The organism is Streptococcus caledonicus (assembly GCF_042656225.1).
Lineage (GTDB): Bacteria > Bacillota > Bacilli > Lactobacillales > Streptococcaceae > Streptococcus > Streptococcus caledonicus.
In genome coordinates this window covers 111,446-129,075 of record NZ_JBHSOJ010000015.1, presented here as the reverse complement: position 1 = coordinate 129,075, position 17,630 = coordinate 111,446, and the positions used below count along the sequence as shown (strand labels likewise).

Here is a 17,630-nt window from a genome sequence, read left to right as displayed (position 1 = left end):
AGGAGGTTTTGATGCCGACTTCGCCAGCTTCATGTCCCACCTTCAAAGGTCTCCCAGACCTTTGAAGCGCCCCGCACCACATAAGGATAAGTGCTAAAAAAGAAAATAACTAGCACAAAGGGGATAGATAGAAATATTTATGAAAATAACGTGAATTTGATTGCATTAATATTCATTTTTTGATAAACTATAAAAAGTTTATTTAAACAGAAGATCTTTAGAATAAAAGAAAGGATGAAATCCAGTATCAAAAGTAACCGTATAAGTGGTGATTAAAAGGTTAGGATTGATAACTGGGTTTGGTATTTTTATGGATTTTTCATTTTTGGCTAAGTATTGGTCTTATTTCAACTATGGAGCTATTGTAACGGTAATTATTTCAGCTTGTGTGGTCTTCTTAGGATCAATTATTGGTGTTTTGATTGCTCTTGCCAAGCGTAGTAACATCAAGATTTTAGACTGGATTGTCTCCTTTTATGTTTGGATTTTCCGAGGGACACCGATGGTGGTGCAAATCTCCCTAGCCTTTGCCTGGATGCATTTTGGTAATATGCCAATTATTCCTTTTGGTGTCTTAGATATGGATTTATCGCGTTTGGTTCCAGGTATTATCGTTATTTCGCTCAATAGCGGAGCTTATATTTCTGAATCCATCAGGGCAGGAATTGAGTCTGTTTCAAAAGGTCAGCTCGAAGCCGCTTACTCGCTGGGCATTAGACCGTTAAATGCCTATCGTTATGTGATAATGCCTCAGGCTTTGAAAAATATTTTACCAGCGCTAGGAAATGAATTTATTACGATTATCAAAGATAGTTCACTCTTGCAGACCATTGGGGTTATGGAGCTTTGGAATGGAGCGCAGTCTGTTGAAACAGCAACCTATTTACCGCTTGAGCCAAAACTCTTTGCAGCCTTTTATTATTTGATTTTAACAACAGTTTTATCAGCTATTTTGAAAAAATATGAAAATCGTTTGAACGGAGGAAACTAAGATGACTGAAAGTATTATTTCCATTAAAGATTTACACAAGTATTTTGGTAAAAATGAAGTCTTAAAAGGTATTGACTTAGAGATTAATCAAGGAGAAGTTGTTGTTATTATTGGACCTTCTGGTTCTGGGAAATCGACCTTCTTGCGCACCATGAATTTACTTGAAGTACCAACCAAAGGGACGGTGACTTTTGAAGGTGTTGACATTACAGATAAGAAAAATGATATTTTCAAAATGCGTGAAAAAATGGGGATGGTTTTCCAGCAATTTAACCTTTTTCCAAATATGACCGTTCTTGAGAATATCACCTTATCACCAATTAAAACGAAGAAAATAAGTAAAGCAGAAGCTGAACAAAAGGCTTATGATTTACTTGATAAGGTTGGACTCAGAGATAAAGCAAATGCTATGCCGGCCAGTCTTTCTGGTGGTCAGCAACAACGTATTGCTATTGCACGTGGTTTGGCAATGGACCCAGATGTTCTTCTTTTTGATGAACCAACCTCAGCACTTGATCCTGAAATGGTTGGTGAAGTATTAGCAGTTATGCAGGACCTAGCGAAATCAGGAATGACTATGGTTATCGTCACTCATGAAATGGGATTTGCTCGTGAGGTTGCAGATCGTGTCATTTTCATGGACGGTGGTGTTATTGTAGAACAAGGAAGTCCAGAAGCTGTTTTTGGGAATCCGCGAGAAGCTCGTACAAAAGATTTTTTGAGCAAGGTATTGTAATTTTTGATAATAAAAACCCCTCGCATTTTTCTGTGAGTGCGAAGGGGTGTTTTTTAGCTTAAATCTTTTGATTTTTTCTTTAGTTTATCAAAAAGATAAAGGAAAAGTAGCATCAACATAGAGCCTAGAGAGATAGCGAGTCCAGTAACTAAACCTTGGGCTTTAAAAGTTAGTTTAATCTGGTGCTTTCCTTGTGTGATTGGGAAGGAGAGGAGGCTCCCCCAAGCTTCGGTTGTCTTGACTTCTTTGCCATCAATAGTGACTGTCCAGCCAGGATTGTACGGAATGCTGGTCATCATCAATGTACTATCGTCTGTAATGTTGACTGATCCATCAATTTGAGTATTGGTCATTTTATCAACAGTCATACTCTGTGCTAGACGATTTGTCATCACTTGTTGAATAGCCTCGGTATCTGCTCTAACCAAGGAATAATTGGTTAGATTAATTTCATCTTCAGATGACGTTGAAATCTCAAAAGTGATTTGTTTACCGGCTTCTTGGTGGGCAATTTGCCAGAGTTGAACTTGATCAAACATCTGGGTGTAGTTGTACCATTGTCCATTGAGCATGATATTCATTTTGCCCATTGATTTACGAAGAGAATAAGGTGCTTGGAAGTAGTAGGTCCAATTTGTCTGTGGCACAAAGGTAAATGAGATTTTCCCTGGTTTGGTTTTATCCAAATGTCGATAAATCTTTTGTCCATTACTATTATCAAGTTCGAGATTATCTAGTTTTATGTCATTAAAAGCGGCATGAACAAAGAACTCATAATCTTGCCCTGACATTGATTTGAGGATAATATTTTGATTTGAGACAGGATTGTTAGTTCCAAATTTGATATTATGTGTCACATCATTTGTCCCGTAAGCTAGGCTGATCACATTCGGGTTTTCATAGTACAGGAAAGTATCGTCTTCCTTGATGAGGTTGTAGTAGCTGGTAATATCTTTACGGGCAGATGTTTTACTAAAGAAATGCGTTTTGGGATGTTGTTGAACATCTTCGTTGGTGTAAGGTTTTCTTGCGACATGGTAGCGAACACCGAAGAGGGTGTCAGTCAGAATTGTCCCATTTGTATAGAAAGTTGAGGCATTTCCTCCCATATCGCCCATAGAGGCCATCAAATTGATGGTAGAGCGTTCAAGGCTGGAAGAAAAATTGCTGAGACTGTTGTAGGAACCAAGAACTGGATCGTTTTTTGAGTAGAAAAAGTCTGTCCCAATGCGATAGAAGGGGTGATCTGACAGTTCGTCAACAGTATTTCCCAAAGTATCCAATTTAACAGCTAAATCGCTGAACTTATAAGCATCGGTATAGCCAATTCTTGATTGAGAAATATAGGCGTTTAGTCCAAGCTCAAAAATAGTGATACTAGCTAAGACGAAGCGGCCGATACTTTTGGGTTTATAGGTGTAAAATAGCAGAGCTGACAACCAGGTTAAACCAGTTAAGGTGACTTGTGTCAGTAAATAACCTTGTTTAATAAGAAAGAAACTGCCTACTGTAAATCCAGCACCAAATAAGATGTGCAGAGATTTTTGCCAGAAGTGTGCTCTGCTATTGAACCAATAAGCACAAGAAATAAGGAGAAAGAGTAAGCTAAAGAGTGCTAGTACCGCAAGTGTATTTTTTCCAACCCAGTCGGTCAGAGCAGGTAGTTGCTTATCCTCAAGAAAGGAGAAATCGTGTGTAGCAACATAATAGAGGCTAGCGCTGGCTAGTCCCGCACCAATCAAGGTATCATACCATTTGACTTTATGACTATTTTTCAAAGTTTGATAAGCAATCAAGACTATGAAAAATGAGAAAATCCATGAAAAACGATAGAAAAATCCCGCAGGATTTTGTCCCATGTGCCAAATTTTACTGGTAAATTCATGAACAAACGAAATGAGGAAAATACCAATAATAACGGTAAAACCAATTTTCCTTGTCCAATGCACCTGAGCATAACGGAAGAAATAGATGGATCCGAGGAGTGCTAGAGCCCCAACATAAATATTTGGCAAATTAGGTCCAGCTGGCCAAGACTCATTGTCAAAGGCGCCGATAGTTAGTTTGGCTAGAATATCAAGTGGGGGGATTTGTAGCTTCCATTCAAAGAGCATAGGAGCGTTGTAAGCGCCTTTACTGCGTAAAAGATTTAGAATAATCGGATAAAGGGTGACAAAGGTTGACGTCGCTGCAAGTATAGAGTAGCCGACGACTTTAAAGAGAGGGAAGAAAAACTGCTTTGCTTTTTCTTTGATAGTACCCTGCTCTGCCCATTTTGGTAACATATAAGCAATAGCATAAAGTGCCACAAAAAGGCAAATCATGTAGCCCATATAAAATTGTAGAAGCATTGTAAAAGCAAGGGTTATTGCATATTTAAAGGGCTTGCCACCATCTAAAGTTTCTTCCAAATATAGAATAACCAGTGGAAGCATAATCATGGCATCATAAAAGATGGGATTCATCTGATAGGAGACTAGCATACCAGAGAGAGCATAAGAAGCTGCCATGAGAGGAACCAACCAGGTTTGCCCCTGAAGAGCTTGATAACGTTTGATAAGCAGGTGGCTAAAGGTTAGTCCCATAAAGCCATAGCGTAAGGCAATGGTAATAACGACTGCCCATTTGAATTGGCTGAGTGGGAGTAAAATGTAAAAGATGTTAAAGGGACTCATCAGGTAATAACCTAAAACCCCAATCATTTCACCGCCAATGGATTTTTCAAAAGAATAGAGAAAGGCAGACCAGTCACCTGTGAGAACTGTTTCTTTAAGATAGGCATAAAATCCGATGTATTGCTGACCAAAATCAACAGCCATCAGGCTTTTATTGCCAAAGGGAAAGGCACCGTTGACTGCCCAAACAAGGAGCATGATAAGGATGGGAAGACTGAAACTTGCTAGGTAAGTCAGTCTTTTTTTGTATCTTGTAAACCATGTATTTTCCATTAACCTTGTCCCTCCTGATTTGCTTTGTCAATATTTGATTTGTTAACGATATAATGAGGACGGCGCTTGACTTCATAATAAATTTTACCAATGTATTCCCCCAAAATTCCAATGGAAATGAGCTGTACACCACCAAAGAGAATAATAGCTGCAATGGTGGTAAAATAACCACTTACACTAGATTCAGGGTGCAATAGTTGTTTAGCTAATTCCCAAAAAAGGTAGATAAGGGCAAGGCTGGTGGAAGCAGCACCGAGTTGGACACAGAAGCGCAAGGGCTTATCATTAAAGGAGATGATACCTTGCATGGCATAATTGAGCGATTTTCTAAAGCCAAATTTACTTTTGCCAGCTTCTCGAACATGATTTGGGTAAGGAATGACTTTTTCTTTGAATCCAATCCATTCGTAAAGTCCCTTATTAAAGCGATTATATTCAGGGAGTGAGGTAAAGACATCAACTGCTTTACGGCTGAGTAAGCGAAACTCAGATTTTCCATCCTTTAGTTTGACATCCATGAGATGGTTGGAGAGGCTATAAAAGGCGCGTGCAAAAAAGGTTGAGGCAAAGGCCTCACCTGAACGATCACGTTGACCACTGACAATGTCGTAACCTTCTTTATAGGAATTGACAAAGTCAGGAATAAGACTTGGTGGGTGTTGGAGATCTCCATCCATGACAAGTACGGCATCACCTGTTGCATAGCGAAATCCAGCTAAAATACCACCCTCACGGCCAAAATTACGACTAAAGCTGACATAGCGAACATGTGTATCCTGCTGTGCTATTTTTTCCATCGATAAAAGCGTCGCATCTGTCGAACCATCATCAATGTAGAGAAGTTCATAGTCTGTGATTTGATGTGGTATCATACTATCTAGAACTTTTTTGACTTCAGAATGAGTCTTTTCAATCATTTTTTCTTCATTTAGAAAGGTAATCAGTACAGTTAATTTCAAAGCATTATATCCTTTCATAGGTATCATTATTATTTTATCATAATTTAATAGTTAATCACTGAAATAAACATGTGGTATAATGAAGAGAGGGGAGTTTATCATGATAAAACCGATTATTACAGATACTTTTTTTCTTGCGCAGCCATCTTTAGAAGCAACAAAGGATGATTTGCCTTTAGGACAAGATTTACGTGACACGCTGGCTTTTCACCGTGAGTCTTGTGTGGGCATGGCAGCGAACATGATTGGCGTTAAAAAGCGTGCCATTATTATCAGTATGGGCTTTGTGGACTTGGTGATGTTTAATCCTGTGCTTTTGGAAAAAGCTGGCGCTTACGAAACAGAAGAGTCTTGTTTATCCTTAACTGGAAGTCGACTGACAACGCGTTACAAAGAAATTACCATTAGCTACCGCGATGAAAAATGGATGGCGAAAACGCTGACGTTGAGAGACTTCCCAGCCCAAATTGTACAGCACGAATTAGACCATTTAGAAGGTGTTGTGATTTAACAGCTTGTAATAGAGGAACATGGGGTAAATGAGTATATAGAAAAAGTAGTTTCCATGAAGAAACAGGGGAAGAAGAGTTAAAGACACAGGATAATAAGTTGATGTGTCTTTTAATTTTATAGGCAATTGTCAAGTACCACCAGAAAGTCGATATAGAAAAAATGATACAATAATACTAATATTGAGTGAAATAAATTAGAATTTAGCTAAATATGAGAGATGATTTAAGATGATAAGTTTAGAATTGATGTCCAAAGAAAATAGTATTGATATCTATTTTTTTGAAAAAGAGAATCAAAAGTATTTTGAGCAGAATTTGCTTCCTAGAGCGATTAATTATTTTGATTTATTGAGTTTTAAAGAAATGACAAATGAATGGTTGGTGGAACAAGATAATCACGAAGTTTATATGCACCTTATAAGAGATTTTCAAGGTGTTATTGTTGGAAGAATCAATTTAATTGTTGATGGTAATGATAAAAAAACAGCTGAACTTGGATATAGAATTGGAGAACATTATACTAATTTAGGTTATGCAAGTGAAGCAGTTAAAATTGTTTTAGATAGAGCATTCAATAGTTATGGTTTAAATAAAATTATTGCTGGAACAGCAATAGATAATATTGCCTCTAAGAGAGTGCTTGAGAAGAATGGGTTTATATTTAGTAAAATTATAGAAAATGATTTGCAAATTAATAACAAATGGATTCATACAGAAGTATTTGAGATAACGAATTTGTAGCGTATTACTATGTTGAGGCATGGGACTTATGCTATTGTGAAAAATCATCAAAAATTTGACGAGAACCCTATCTAATGAAGTGTCCGAATCGTAAGATTGGGATTTTTCTGTTATAATAAATCAGTATCAAATTAGAAAGATTGAGGTATTAGTGATTGTCTCAAGCAACATATATTAACGTTATTGGAGCAGGTCTTGCTGGCTCAGAAGCAGCTTACCAAATTGCCAAGCGTGGCATTCCTGTCAAACTTTATGAAATGCGTGGGGTCAAACCAACGCCACAACATAAAACAACAAACTTTGCAGAATTGGTCTGCTCAAACTCTTTCCGTGGGGATAGTTTAACCAATGCGGTAGGGCTTCTAAAAGAAGAAATGCGTCGCTTAGATTCAATCATCATGCGTAATGGTGAAGAACACCGTGTTCCGGCTGGTGGGGCGATGGCAGTTGACCGTGAAGGCTATGCCGAAGCAGTTACTGCAGAGATTGAAAATCATCCACTTATCGAAATCATCCGTGGTGAAATCACAGAAATTCCTGATGATGCTATCACCGTTATTGCGACAGGGCCTTTGACATCAGATGCGCTCGCTGAGAAAATTCATGCCCTAAATGGTGGTGACGGTTTCTATTTTTACGATGCCGCAGCTCCGATTATTGACAAGTCAACCATTGACATGACAAAGGTCTATCTTAAATCACGTTATGATAAAGGCGAAGCAGCTTACCTTAACTGTCCGATGACCAAGGAAGAATTTATGGCCTTTCATGAGGCTTTGGTTAATGCAGAAGAAGCTCCGCTTAATTCCTTTGAAAAAGAAAAATACTTTGAAGGTTGTATGCCGATTGAAGTGATGGCTAAACGTGGGATTAAAACCATGCTTTACGGTCCAATGAAACCAGTTGGCTTGGAATACCCAGAAGATTATGAAGGCCCTCGTGACGGTGACTTTAAAACGCCGTACGCAGTCGTTCAGCTTCGTCAAGATAATGCGGCTGGTAGTCTCTATAATATCGTTGGCTTCCAAACACATCTGAAGTGGGGAGAGCAAAAACGTGTTTTCAAAATGATTCCAGGTCTTGAAAATGCTGAATTTGTTCGTTACGGTGTTATGCACCGCAATTCTTATATGGATTCGCCCAATCTTTTGACACAAACCTTCCAATCACGTACCAATCCGAATCTTTTCTTTGCGGGCCAAATGACAGGTGTTGAAGGTTATGTGGAATCAGCGGCTTCTGGTTTAGTCGCTGGAATCAATGCTGCGCGTTTGTTCAAAGGTGAAGAAGAAGTCGTTTTCCCACGCACAACTGCTATCGGAAGTTTGCCATATTATGTGACGCACACAGAGAGCAAACATTTCCAACCGATGAACGTTAACTTTGGTATCATCAAAGAACTTGAAGGGCCGCGTATTCGTGATAAAAAAGAACGCTATGAAGCTATTGCTGATAGGGCTTTGACAGATTTGGAAAGTTATCTGGCTGCATTATAAGATAAGAAAACTCGAGTTGATAAGTCAGCTCGTTTTTTTGTTACCTAATATTTTTTATTAAAGTTAACAGGGTAATTTCTAAATAAGATAGAAATAAATAGAGAGTGTCAATACAAAATAAGAACAATAATGGTAATATTTCAAACTCTAAAAATGATTTTAGACGCATATTTTTGTTAATTTAGCTATTTTTGAACAATTATTTTTCCGTTACGAAAAGTAGTATAAGGTTACTGTGATTATTTAAAATTTGAATAAAGAAAAGGTTCTTTTAAAACTCTTTTACGTTTACTATTCAATTTTAGATAGCATAAAAATGGCAAAAAATGAGATGAAGACTCTTGTTTTATTCTTTAATCGCTAAAAATATACAATAAATAAACTTTTGTGAATTTACAGAAAAATATTGATTTTTTGAAAAATATTTGTTTTAATAATGAGTATGACAGATTTGTCAATAAAAATCATTTAGGGGTAGTAGATTTATGGAAAAAAGACAACGTTTTTCACTACGGAAATATAAAATTGGTGCGGTATCTGTTCTTTTAGGTGCAGTTTTTTTGTTTTCTGGTGCTAATGTAGCCGCAGATATGCAAGGAGCATCTGCTGAAACAACCAGTGTACCAGCAGTTGTTGCTGAGGTATCTGAAGATCTTTCAATTCGAATGACAGAAGTGTCTAATAATGATGCTGTGACAGATAGCATTACGGAGGAAACTGTTGGTGATGTTTCAAAAGTTTCTGGAATTGATGAGGCAGAGGCTAGTGCAACAGAACCGACTGATTATTCGGTGGTAAACCCAGGGACAGAAAGTGTGTCTAAACCAGTTTCAACTCAACCAGAAGCGCCAAAGGAGATAGATGCATCAGAATTGGATGCAAAAGCGGTTTCAGAAAGTGTGCTTAAAATTGGTGAGGAGACGCCACAAAATAATGACAGTAATACCATTATTACAGTGCCAAAAGTCTGGGATACAGGCTATAAAGGTGAAGGGATGGTTGTTGCTATCATTGACTCAGGGCTTGATGTCAATCATGATGTACTCCAAATTACTGATCCAACTAAGGCTAAATACCAAACAAAAGAGCAATTAGAAGCAGCCAAAAAAGCAGCAGGTATTGATTATGGTCAATGGTATAATGATAAGGTTATCTTTGGTTATAACTATGTTGATGTTAATACTGTTTTGAAAGAAAAAGATAAGGATTCACATGGAATGCATGTGACAGGTATTGCAGCGGGTAATCCAAAGCAAAAAGATAATGGCGAATTCATTTATGGTGTCGCTCCTGAAGCACAAGTTATGTTTATGCGTGTATTTTCTGATTTACAATCAAAGACGGGACCTGCTCTCTATGTGAAAGCTATTGATGATGCAGTAGCTCTAGGTGCAGATAGTATTAATCTTAGTCTTGGAGCACCGAATGGATCTGTGGTTGATACTGAAGAAAGCGTTATAGCAGCCATCGAACGTGCTCGAAAAGCAGGGATTTCAGTTGTTATTGCAGGTGGGAATGAAGGAGCGTTTGGTTCAGGACATGCCAACCCATTGGCAACCAATCCAGATTATGGTTTAGTTGGTAATCCTTCGACAGCTAAAAATGCAATATCAGTAGCTTCTTATAATAACACTACTCTTATGAGTAAGGTAGTCACTATCATTGGCCTTGAAAATGATGAGAAGTTAAACCATGGGCTATCCTCTTATACAAAACCTGATCTTGGAGCTGTTGATTTTGAAAAAGGCAAAGCCTATGAGTATGCTTATGTTGGATTGGGAACAAAAGAAGAGTTAGCAGGTGAATTTGCCAATGTAGATTTGAATGGAAAATTGGCTCTTATCAAACGTGGTTCCATTACGTTTACAGAAAAAATTGCTAACGCTCAAGCACATGGAGCGATTGGTGTTGTTGTATTTAATCATACAGCTGGTGAAAATAACCTAAACATGTCTTTAGAGGCAGAAGGAAAAGGCATCCCATCAATATTTATTCCGTTTGAATTTGGTGAAGCTCTTCGTACTAATCAGTATAAAATCCAATTTAACGATACTAAAGATAAATTAGCCAATCCACAGGCTCAATTGATGTCAGATTTTACAAGTTGGGGGGTGTCAGCTGATGGTGATTTAAAACCGGACTTATCAGCTCCAGGAGGTTCTATTTATTCTTCTGTTAATGATGGAGATTATGACATGATGAGTGGTACCAGTATGGCGGCGCCTCATGTGGCTGGTGCAGTAACTCTTGTCAAACAATATTTGCTCAAAGCTTATCCAGATAAAACACCGTCTGAAATTGAAGCCCTTATCAAACACCTTATGATGAGTACGGCTAAAGCACATTTGAATGAAAAAACAAATGCTTACACCTCACCACGTCAACAAGGAGCAGGGATTCTAGATACTGCTGCAGCTATTTCTACAGGCTTGTACTTGACTGGAAGTGACAACTATGGAAGTATTTCATTAGGAAATGTTGGAGATGTGTTTAACTTCAAAGTAACACTTCATAATATTACTAACGAGGATAAAACGCTCCGCTATGTCACTAACTTAAATACAGATACTGTTGAAGAAGGACATATCACCTTACTTCCTAGAGAACTTGAAACCATTGTAGGTGAGACGGTAACGGTTAAAGCGAATTCGTCAACAACGGTAACTATTGCAATTGATGCTACCGCTTATCGTGAGAAACTGTTAACAGAAATGCCAAATGGTTATTATTTAGAAGGTTTTGTTCGTTTCCTTGATGTTGCTGATAATGGAGAAGTGGTCAGTATTCCATATGTTGGTTTCAGAGGGGAGTTCCAAAATCTTGATGTCATAGAAACACCTATTTATGATTTAGTTGCTGATGGAAAAGGTGGTTTTTACTTCGTTGCAGACAGCGACAAAGTTGTTCCAACGGATGAAAATTACACTTCACTTGTTACTGGAGAAAGAGAACATATTTATGCTACATCTGAAACGAGTGACATGGTGATCAAATCTTTAGGGACTTTTAAAGATGAAAATGGTAAATTTGTTCTTGCTTTAGATACAAATGGAAAACCTCACTTAGCTATTTCACCAAATAAAGATGGCAATCAGGAATCACTTGCCTTTAAGGGAGTATTTCTTCGTAATTATAATGATTTAGTGGCTAGCGTTTATTCGGCAGATGATACAGAGCAATCAACCCCATTATGGACAAGTGATGCCGTATCTGGTAGTAAAAATTTCTTTAGTGGTAATCCTAAACGCCCTAAATCAAGTATTATTTACTCTTCTGAATGGGATGGTACAGATAATGAAGGAGCAGATTTACCGGATGGACATTATGTTTACGTTTTAACGTATAACTCAGCGGTATTAGGTGCTAATCCTCAAAAAATGAGTTTCGATGTTATCATTGACCGTCAAAATCCTGTTATTACAACTGCTAGATATGATGAAACTAATAAGATTTTTACGCCGCGTGCGGCAGTAGAAGTCGGAGAGTCGGGTATTTTCCGTGATAGAGTATTCTACCTTAAAACAGATGAGCATGGATTGAAAAATTGGATTGATATTGCAACAAATGGGAAAGTTACAATAGGTGACAATAAGGTTTATGTCGCTAAAAATGCAGATGGTTCCTTTATGCTACCACTTGATCAAGCTGATATTGCAGATTTCTATTATACAGTTGAAGATTACGCTGGAAATGTGAGCTGGGCTAAAGTTCAAGATTTAATTAAAGTTGGGAATGATAATGGTATTGTCACTGTGAATATTCTTGACAAGGAGACTGACTCTGATGCCTATGTAAACTTTTCATATTCAGTCAAGGATGCTAATGGAAAAACAGTTGTTGATATTGCTCGCTATGGCGATAATACTAATAAACTTATCTTACCATTCGGTACTTACATATTTGAGTTGTTCCTTTATGATACAGATTGGTCTACCTTGGCAGGCGAAACAACAGTTACTGTTAATATCTCAGAAGAGAAAAGCTTGGCTGATGTGAATTTCTATGTCAATAGCCTATCTAAAGCTCAAGTTTTGATTGATATTGATAAAGCATTGCCAGATGGAACAACTGTAACCTTAGTCAATGGAGCGGGTGGACGAACAGTATTGCCAAATGCTAAATATTCACCTACAGACTACGGACGTCTTGTGACGACAGGTGAGTATGATATCGAGATTGCGCTTCCTGATGGTTATGAGTTCTTGGAAGAATTGAAAGTAACAGTTACGGATGATGTGAGAACTGTTAAAAAGTTAACTCTGATTAATAAAAATCCGTTAAAAGAAACGGTCAACTCACAAGGTGATGTTTCAAAATTGCCAGTTTACTACAATGCAAGTTTAGAAACGGTTCAATCTTATGAGGCAGCACTGGCTAAGGCACAAGAAGCTCTAGAAGGAAAACTTCCTCAATCAGATATTGATGCGATTCAAGAGCAGCTTGTGAAGGCTAGAGCAGCACTTGATGGTAAAGAAACAAATTTTGTAGCACTTCAATCAGAAGTAGGTCAGCAAGCGGCAGTGGAAGCAACAGTAGCCTACAGTAATGGTAGTGTAGAAGCTCAATCTGCCTACGATACAGCAGTTCGAGCAGCACAATTAGTCTTGGCTAATCCACAAGCTAGTCAAAAAGAAGTAGACGAAGCTCTAGCAACTCTAGTGTCAGCGAAAAATGAATTGAATGGCAAAGAGACTGATAAAGTTGCGCTTAGAAATCGTATTTCAAAAGCTACTATCTTACAAAAAACATCAGCGAAATATCAAAATGCAAGTGATAAGGTTAAAGCAGATTATGACAAAGCTTTAGCAACAGCAGAGCTTATATTGACAGATGAGAGTGCGACACAAGCAGAAGTTAATGCAGCTCTTGAAGCATTAATAGCTTCTGAAGTATCCCTTGATGGTGTAGAAACAGCACCGATGACTGTTGTAGCTTTAGGTACAGTAACAGCAGATATTTCAGATGTTAAACCATTAGCACCACCGACCTCTCTAGTAATAGAAAGTGAAGAACCTGTTGTACCAGAAGTTATTTCAGTGACTGTGACACGAAAGGATACCTCTCAAAAACCAATTGTCGTAGCAGTGGCAGAGAAATTACTCCCTGCTACTGGTGAAAATGATTCAAACATCTACCTTCTCTTTGCAAGCTTAAACCTAATGTTAGGGTTTGTTTACTTGACTAAGAAAGAGAAAGAATAGATTAGGGTATTAATGTTTTTTAACGTTAATGCAATCTTCAAATAAAAAGCTTAAAATCACTGCTTTGTAAGCCTGTTGATTTTAAGCTTTTTATTGTGTCACAATGTTTAATAGAGTGATAGTGAGGGTATTAAAACCTCACTTCTTTATTACCAAATATTATTGCTGGTTAGGATATCAAGTGATTTTGTAATAATCAGTCCTTCAATACCCTGAGTGTGATTGATGATTTGTAGTGCAGTGCTTGTTGGGAGTCCAAACAGTCTAGTTGTCCAAATTTCACAATCTAAAGATGATTTGGCAACGATGGTAAGGCTCGTCATGTCAGTCTTGATAGGGTAACCTGTTTTTCGGTCAAAGATGTGGTGATAATTTTTGTCGCCAATTGTCAGAACACGCTCATAGATACCAGACGTCACGACTGAAGCGTTTTGAATCGGAAGGATAGTGGCATGATTTCCTCTTGGCTTATCAGGGTGCTGGATGCCGATATACCATAAGTAATTGTCACGATTCGGATTTGGGCCGTGGACTAAAAGATTGCCTCCTAGGTTGACCATAGCAGAGCTGGCACCAGCTTTTACCAGATAAGCCATGACTTTATCTGCAATATAACCTTTAGCTAGGGCACCGAGGTCAATTTTCATACCTTTTTGAGCTAGAAATACGGTTTGTTTGTTAGGGTCCAGAATAATCTGCTGGGGGTCTGTTAAGGGAATTTTTCCAGCAATATCAGATTCCGAAGGCAGTTTGGCGTCTAAAAAACCAATCCGCCAAGTTTGAACGAGTGGTCCGATGGCGATGTTGAGATTGCTTTGGTCTGCGCAGCTATGTTTTTTACCAATAGCAATTAGTTCAAACAGTTCTGGGTGAACTGAGACCGGCTCAATCCCAGCTTTGCTATTGACCAGAGAAAGCTCGGAAGTGACATCATTGGCGGAAAAACGGTGGTTGTAGAGATGAAGCAAGTTCTCTGCTTCGTCGAGGAGATGGCTGCTATTTGGGGCGACAACCAGAAGGTCGATGGTTGTCCCCATGAGTTTGAGTTGACGAGTGTTTTGCATAGTAAAACCTGAAAAACTAAGCGGAGGTGCTTAGTTTTTCTTTTTCATTTCGCCGTGTGGGTAGTAAGTGCCTTCTGGCATGTCATTGATAAAGACATGAATAGCTTCCTTAGGAGCTTTAGCGATACGAGAAACGACCTCAGTCACTTCGCGGGCAAGCTCAATTTTTTGCTCTTCTGTACGACCTTCAAATAAATCAATTTTTACAAATGGCATAAGATTCTCCTTGTGTTTTTCTTGCTATTATTTTATCACAAAATTAAAAATCCTGCTTCACTTAGATGAAATTGAAGTAGGATGTTGTTTCAACTTTAATCAAACTTTCCTTGATAAATCAGATTAAAAAGCCATTGGAGATTAAGTTTGGGGTCGAGTTGGATATCTAGAATAGGCCTAATAGCACGTACAATATAATTTTCAGCTTTTTTTACTTTTTGATGAAATAACATACTTAAAATTATCTATTTTCTCATCAAAAATTTGTATTTTTAGGAAGTGTCCTCTTTTATCAAAAAAATAATTTGGAGTAGAATAGGGATATCCATATATGAAGTTCAGCTCCCTCGGTATTGGTTACAGAATATTTTTCGTTGACAATTATTGTATTTACACCATCGTAACCATACTTTAAATCAGAGTTTTCAAGTTTTTCTAAATAATGGAGATTTTTGAGAGTAAAAATCAATTCAGGATTATTTCCTTTTTTATGTGGAAGGTGCTGAGCGTAGTAACTTGATGAGATAAGGAGATTAAACCAAATTTCACGATATCTCCATAGAACTAATAATACTTTGGGAATAATTAACTATTTCTTTTTCATTTTATCTATACCTATTGATTTGAGTTGATGCTATTACTTTTTAAGTATCGTTTTCTCCACACTTTAATGCCAGTCAATCCAGTAGTCATTAGAAAGGAGAGTAGAAAAATTTTGGCTACTTTATGTCCTTTATAGGTCCAATCAAAGAACCACTGTAAATTGATGATAGGGGTGGGGAGATTGTCCAGTAATTGGCTAGCAGTTTGATTAGTGGCTTGATAAACGGCACGTTTTTCCTCGTCAGAAAAGGTGGTTTCTTTGACTCCATTACTTGGATAATATGTTTTTTCCAAAGGATTAAAATGACTATCAAAGAAGTAATACGCATTTTCTCCATCAGTTTTTAATGGATCTGGCATTTCTAGTTTATATTTGTAATTAAAATAATTAACTTGTGTCAATGAATAGCTATAATTCTCATTACCTTTTAAATGGAGGTACGTAATGTAATTACTTCCATCAATATTGTATTCGAATATTCCACCGTCTACCTTGCTTTCCATATAGGTATTATCGATATGATAAAATAGTTGATCGGTTAATATAAATGGAATCCCTTTTTTAGGGGTAAGATGAGAGTTTTTAAAGTAATAAACAGTATGTGTCTCTAAACGATTGTAAATCCAAAATGATGATAGCATCCATATGATTGTAAAGATAACTAGTTGTTTGAATAGTTTTATTAATGACATGATTACCTTTTTTTCTTTTTCATAGATTGTTCCTTTAAATGATGTTTAGATATTGTACCATGATTTAAACCTTTTTAAAATAATTTGACTTAGGAGTTATAAGGAAAACATTTAACATTGGTTAGCTTCTATTGTTATCAATAAGTGATTTTTGATATAATACTCCTATGACTAAACTAATTGTAATTGCTGGGCCGACGGCGGTTGGGAAGACTGCTCTTGGGATTAAAATGGCGCAAAACTTTAATGGTGAGATTATTTCAGGCGATAGCCAGCAGGTTTATCGTGACCTTAATATTGGTACGGCTAAGGCTAGTTTGGAGGAGCAAGCTGCTGCTGTTCACCATTTGATTGATGTTCGTGATGTGACGGAGACTTACTCGGCCTTTGATTTTGTGGCGGAGGCTAGGGCTGCGATTGAGGATATTTCTAGCCGTGGCAAACTCCCTATCATTGTTGGCGGTACAGGTCTTTATCTCCAAAGCCTTCTTGAGGGCTATCATTTGGGCGGAGAGGTTGACCAAGAGGCTGTTCTGGCTTATCGTGCGGAGCTTGAAGCTTTTTCTGATGAGGTTTTATTTGGGAAAATAGCAGAGCTGGGTCTTGAGATTCCTCAGCTAAACCGCAGGCGCGCCATTCGTGCGCTTGAATTAGCACGTTTTACAGATCACCTCGAAAACCAAGAAACAGACTACGATGCCCTCCTTTTATGCCTAACAGATGACAGACAAGTCCTTTATGACCGTATCAATGGGCGTGTGGATAAGATGGTAGACCAAGGGCTTTTGGATGAGGCAAGGTGGCTCTATGATAATTATCCGCATGCTCAAGCTGCGCGTGGCATTGGGTATAAGGAACTTTTTCCCTATTTTGCAGGTGAGCAATCACTGGACGAAGCGGTTGACAAGCTCAAGCAAAACACACGTCGCTTTGCGAAACGTCAGTTGACCTGGTTCAGAAACCGTATGGAGATGACCTTTTGTGAAGTTGGATCTAGTGATTTTGAGGCAAAGGTTAAGCAGCAGATTTCTGAATTTTTAAAAGGGAAAAAATGAGGCTAATGAAAAAAGTTTTGCTGATGTTGTTTGTACTGAGCATTTTGGGGTATGCTGGCTTTTCATATTATCTGGAAAGTTTGATTGTCACTCCGAAGGTATTGACTTTGGCCGAAGAACGTCAATGGATTGAGGAACATAATTTAGTCGGTGATTTTGAAGCTTACAATAAGGAAGAATTTACTGTTACAGGCTTTGAAGGCTACAAGTTTCACGCTCAACTCATCAAATCAGATAATTCAACTTCTAGCAAATATGTGATTATCACACACGGCTTTCGTTCCAATCGAAATGGAGCTATCAAGTATATGGATAGTTACCACAAGTTAGGCTACCATGTGATTACTTATGATGTGCGTGGACATGGTGAAAAACAACCAACGCCAGTTAGTCTTGGTAGATTAGAATAAGAAGA

13 protein-coding genes are annotated in these 17,630 nt (G+C 37.9%); 8 read left to right on the top strand and 5 right to left on the bottom strand.

All coding sequences use genetic code 11. The features are described from left to right. Window positions 1-310 precede the first annotated feature (310 nt). Both ACFPQ3_RS02410 and ACFPQ3_RS02405 read left to right on the top strand, forming a co-directional pair. Window positions 311-991, top strand: a complete 681-nt coding sequence (locus ACFPQ3_RS02410; RefSeq protein WP_156806973.1) for an amino acid ABC transporter permease — start codon at window positions 311-313, stop codon at window positions 989-991. A 1-nt stretch (window position 992) separates the two neighbouring features. Further along, window positions 993-1,727, top strand: a complete 735-nt coding sequence (locus ACFPQ3_RS02405; protein WP_156806975.1) for an amino acid ABC transporter ATP-binding protein — start codon at window positions 993-995, stop codon at window positions 1,725-1,727. A 53-nt stretch (window positions 1,728-1,780) separates the two neighbouring features. Here the strand turns inward: ACFPQ3_RS02405 and pgfM1 are convergent, their stop codons facing one another. Continuing rightward, window positions 1,781-4,675 carry a glycosyltransferase PgfM1 gene (gene pgfM1, locus ACFPQ3_RS02400; RefSeq protein ID WP_156806977.1) on the bottom strand — a complete coding sequence of 965 codons (2,895 nt, stop codon included), beginning with the start codon at window positions 4,673-4,675 and terminating at the stop codon, window positions 1,781-1,783. Continuing rightward, entirely contained in the window at window positions 4,675-5,634 is a 960-nt protein-coding gene (gene pgfS / locus ACFPQ3_RS02395) for a glycosyltransferase PgfS (protein WP_156806978.1), read from the bottom strand. Before pgfS ends, pgfM1 begins: the two co-directional genes overlap by 1 nt. A 100-nt stretch (window positions 5,635-5,734) precedes the next feature. Between pgfS and ACFPQ3_RS02390 the strand changes: the two genes are divergently transcribed. From ACFPQ3_RS02390 to ACFPQ3_RS02375, 4 genes are all read left to right on the top strand, one after another. Continuing rightward, window positions 5,735-6,145, top strand: a complete 411-nt coding sequence (locus tag ACFPQ3_RS02390; RefSeq protein ID WP_156806979.1) for a peptide deformylase — start codon at window positions 5,735-5,737, stop codon at window positions 6,143-6,145. A gap of 229 nt (window positions 6,146-6,374) precedes the next feature. Then, complete coding sequence (locus ACFPQ3_RS02385) at window positions 6,375-6,887, top strand: GNAT family N-acetyltransferase (protein ID WP_156806980.1); 513 nt, start codon at window positions 6,375-6,377, stop codon at window positions 6,885-6,887. A 155-nt stretch (window positions 6,888-7,042) separates the two neighbouring features. Continuing rightward, the gene (gene trmFO / locus ACFPQ3_RS02380; protein ID WP_156806981.1) at window positions 7,043-8,383 is read left to right on the top strand and encodes a methylenetetrahydrofolate--tRNA-(uracil(54)-C(5))-methyltransferase (FADH(2)-oxidizing) TrmFO; all 1,341 of its coding nucleotides are present in this window, start codon (window positions 7,043-7,045) and stop codon (window positions 8,381-8,383) included. A gap of 485 nt (window positions 8,384-8,868) precedes the next feature. After that, window positions 8,869-13,584, top strand: a complete 4,716-nt coding sequence (locus tag ACFPQ3_RS02375) for a S8 family serine peptidase (protein WP_156806982.1) — start codon at window positions 8,869-8,871, stop codon at window positions 13,582-13,584. A 149-nt stretch (window positions 13,585-13,733) separates the two neighbouring features. Here ACFPQ3_RS02375 and ACFPQ3_RS02370 read toward each other — a convergent pair whose 3' ends face one another. From ACFPQ3_RS02370 to ACFPQ3_RS02360, 3 genes are all read right to left on the bottom strand, one after another. Continuing rightward, window positions 13,734-14,648, bottom strand: a complete 915-nt coding sequence (locus ACFPQ3_RS02370; protein WP_156806983.1) for an FAD:protein FMN transferase — start codon at window positions 14,646-14,648, stop codon at window positions 13,734-13,736. A gap of 30 nt (window positions 14,649-14,678) precedes the next feature. Next, a complete protein-coding gene (locus ACFPQ3_RS02365) occupies window positions 14,679-14,864 on the bottom strand; it encodes a 4-oxalocrotonate tautomerase (protein ID WP_018364737.1) in 186 nt (61 codons plus the stop codon). Window positions 14,865-15,479: 615 nt separating this feature from the next. Beyond that, complete coding sequence (locus ACFPQ3_RS02360; RefSeq protein WP_156807010.1) at window positions 15,480-16,160, bottom strand: hypothetical protein; 681 nt, start codon at window positions 16,158-16,160, stop codon at window positions 15,480-15,482. 167 nt (window positions 16,161-16,327) lie between these two features. Between ACFPQ3_RS02360 and miaA the strand changes: the two genes are divergently transcribed. Together miaA and ACFPQ3_RS02350 are read left to right on the top strand one after the other, a co-directional pair. After that, complete coding sequence (gene miaA, locus ACFPQ3_RS02355) at window positions 16,328-17,215, top strand: tRNA (adenosine(37)-N6)-dimethylallyltransferase MiaA (protein ID WP_156807011.1); 888 nt, start codon at window positions 16,328-16,330, stop codon at window positions 17,213-17,215. 5 nt (window positions 17,216-17,220) lie between these two features. Continuing rightward, window positions 17,221-17,625: an alpha/beta hydrolase family protein gene (locus tag ACFPQ3_RS02350; RefSeq protein ID WP_198039931.1), complete on the top strand. Its 405-nt coding sequence runs from the start codon at window positions 17,221-17,223 to the stop codon at window positions 17,623-17,625. The last annotated feature ends 5 nt before the right edge of the window (window positions 17,626-17,630 follow it).

Bases quoted from the DNA above. Each gene is read 5' to 3' on its own strand.
- ACFPQ3_RS02410 (WP_156806973.1), top strand. From the start codon at position 311: ATGGATTTTTCATTTTTGGCTAAGTATTGGTCTTATTTCAACTATGGA.
- ACFPQ3_RS02405 (WP_156806975.1), top strand. From the start codon at position 993: ATGACTGAAAGTATTATTTCCATTAAAGATTTACACAAGTATTTTGGT.
- pgfM1 (WP_156806977.1), bottom strand. From the start codon at position 4,675: ATGGAAAATACATGGTTTACAAGATACAAAAAAAGACTGACTTACCTA.
- ACFPQ3_RS02390 (WP_156806979.1), top strand. From the start codon at position 5,735: ATGATAAAACCGATTATTACAGATACTTTTTTTCTTGCGCAGCCATCT.
- ACFPQ3_RS02385 (WP_156806980.1), top strand. From the start codon at position 6,375: ATGATAAGTTTAGAATTGATGTCCAAAGAAAATAGTATTGATATCTAT.
- ACFPQ3_RS02375 (WP_156806982.1), top strand. From the start codon at position 8,869: ATGGAAAAAAGACAACGTTTTTCACTACGGAAATATAAAATTGGTGCG.
- ACFPQ3_RS02370 (WP_156806983.1), bottom strand. From the start codon at position 14,648: ATGCAAAACACTCGTCAACTCAAACTCATGGGGACAACCATCGACCTT.
- ACFPQ3_RS02365 (WP_018364737.1), bottom strand. From the start codon at position 14,864: ATGCCATTTGTAAAAATTGATTTATTTGAAGGTCGTACAGAAGAGCAA.
- ACFPQ3_RS02360 (WP_156807010.1), bottom strand. From the start codon at position 16,160: ATGTCATTAATAAAACTATTCAAACAACTAGTTATCTTTACAATCATA.
- miaA (WP_156807011.1), top strand. From the start codon at position 16,328: ATGACTAAACTAATTGTAATTGCTGGGCCGACGGCGGTTGGGAAGACT.
- ACFPQ3_RS02350 (WP_198039931.1), top strand. From the start codon at position 17,221: ATGAAAAAAGTTTTGCTGATGTTGTTTGTACTGAGCATTTTGGGGTAT.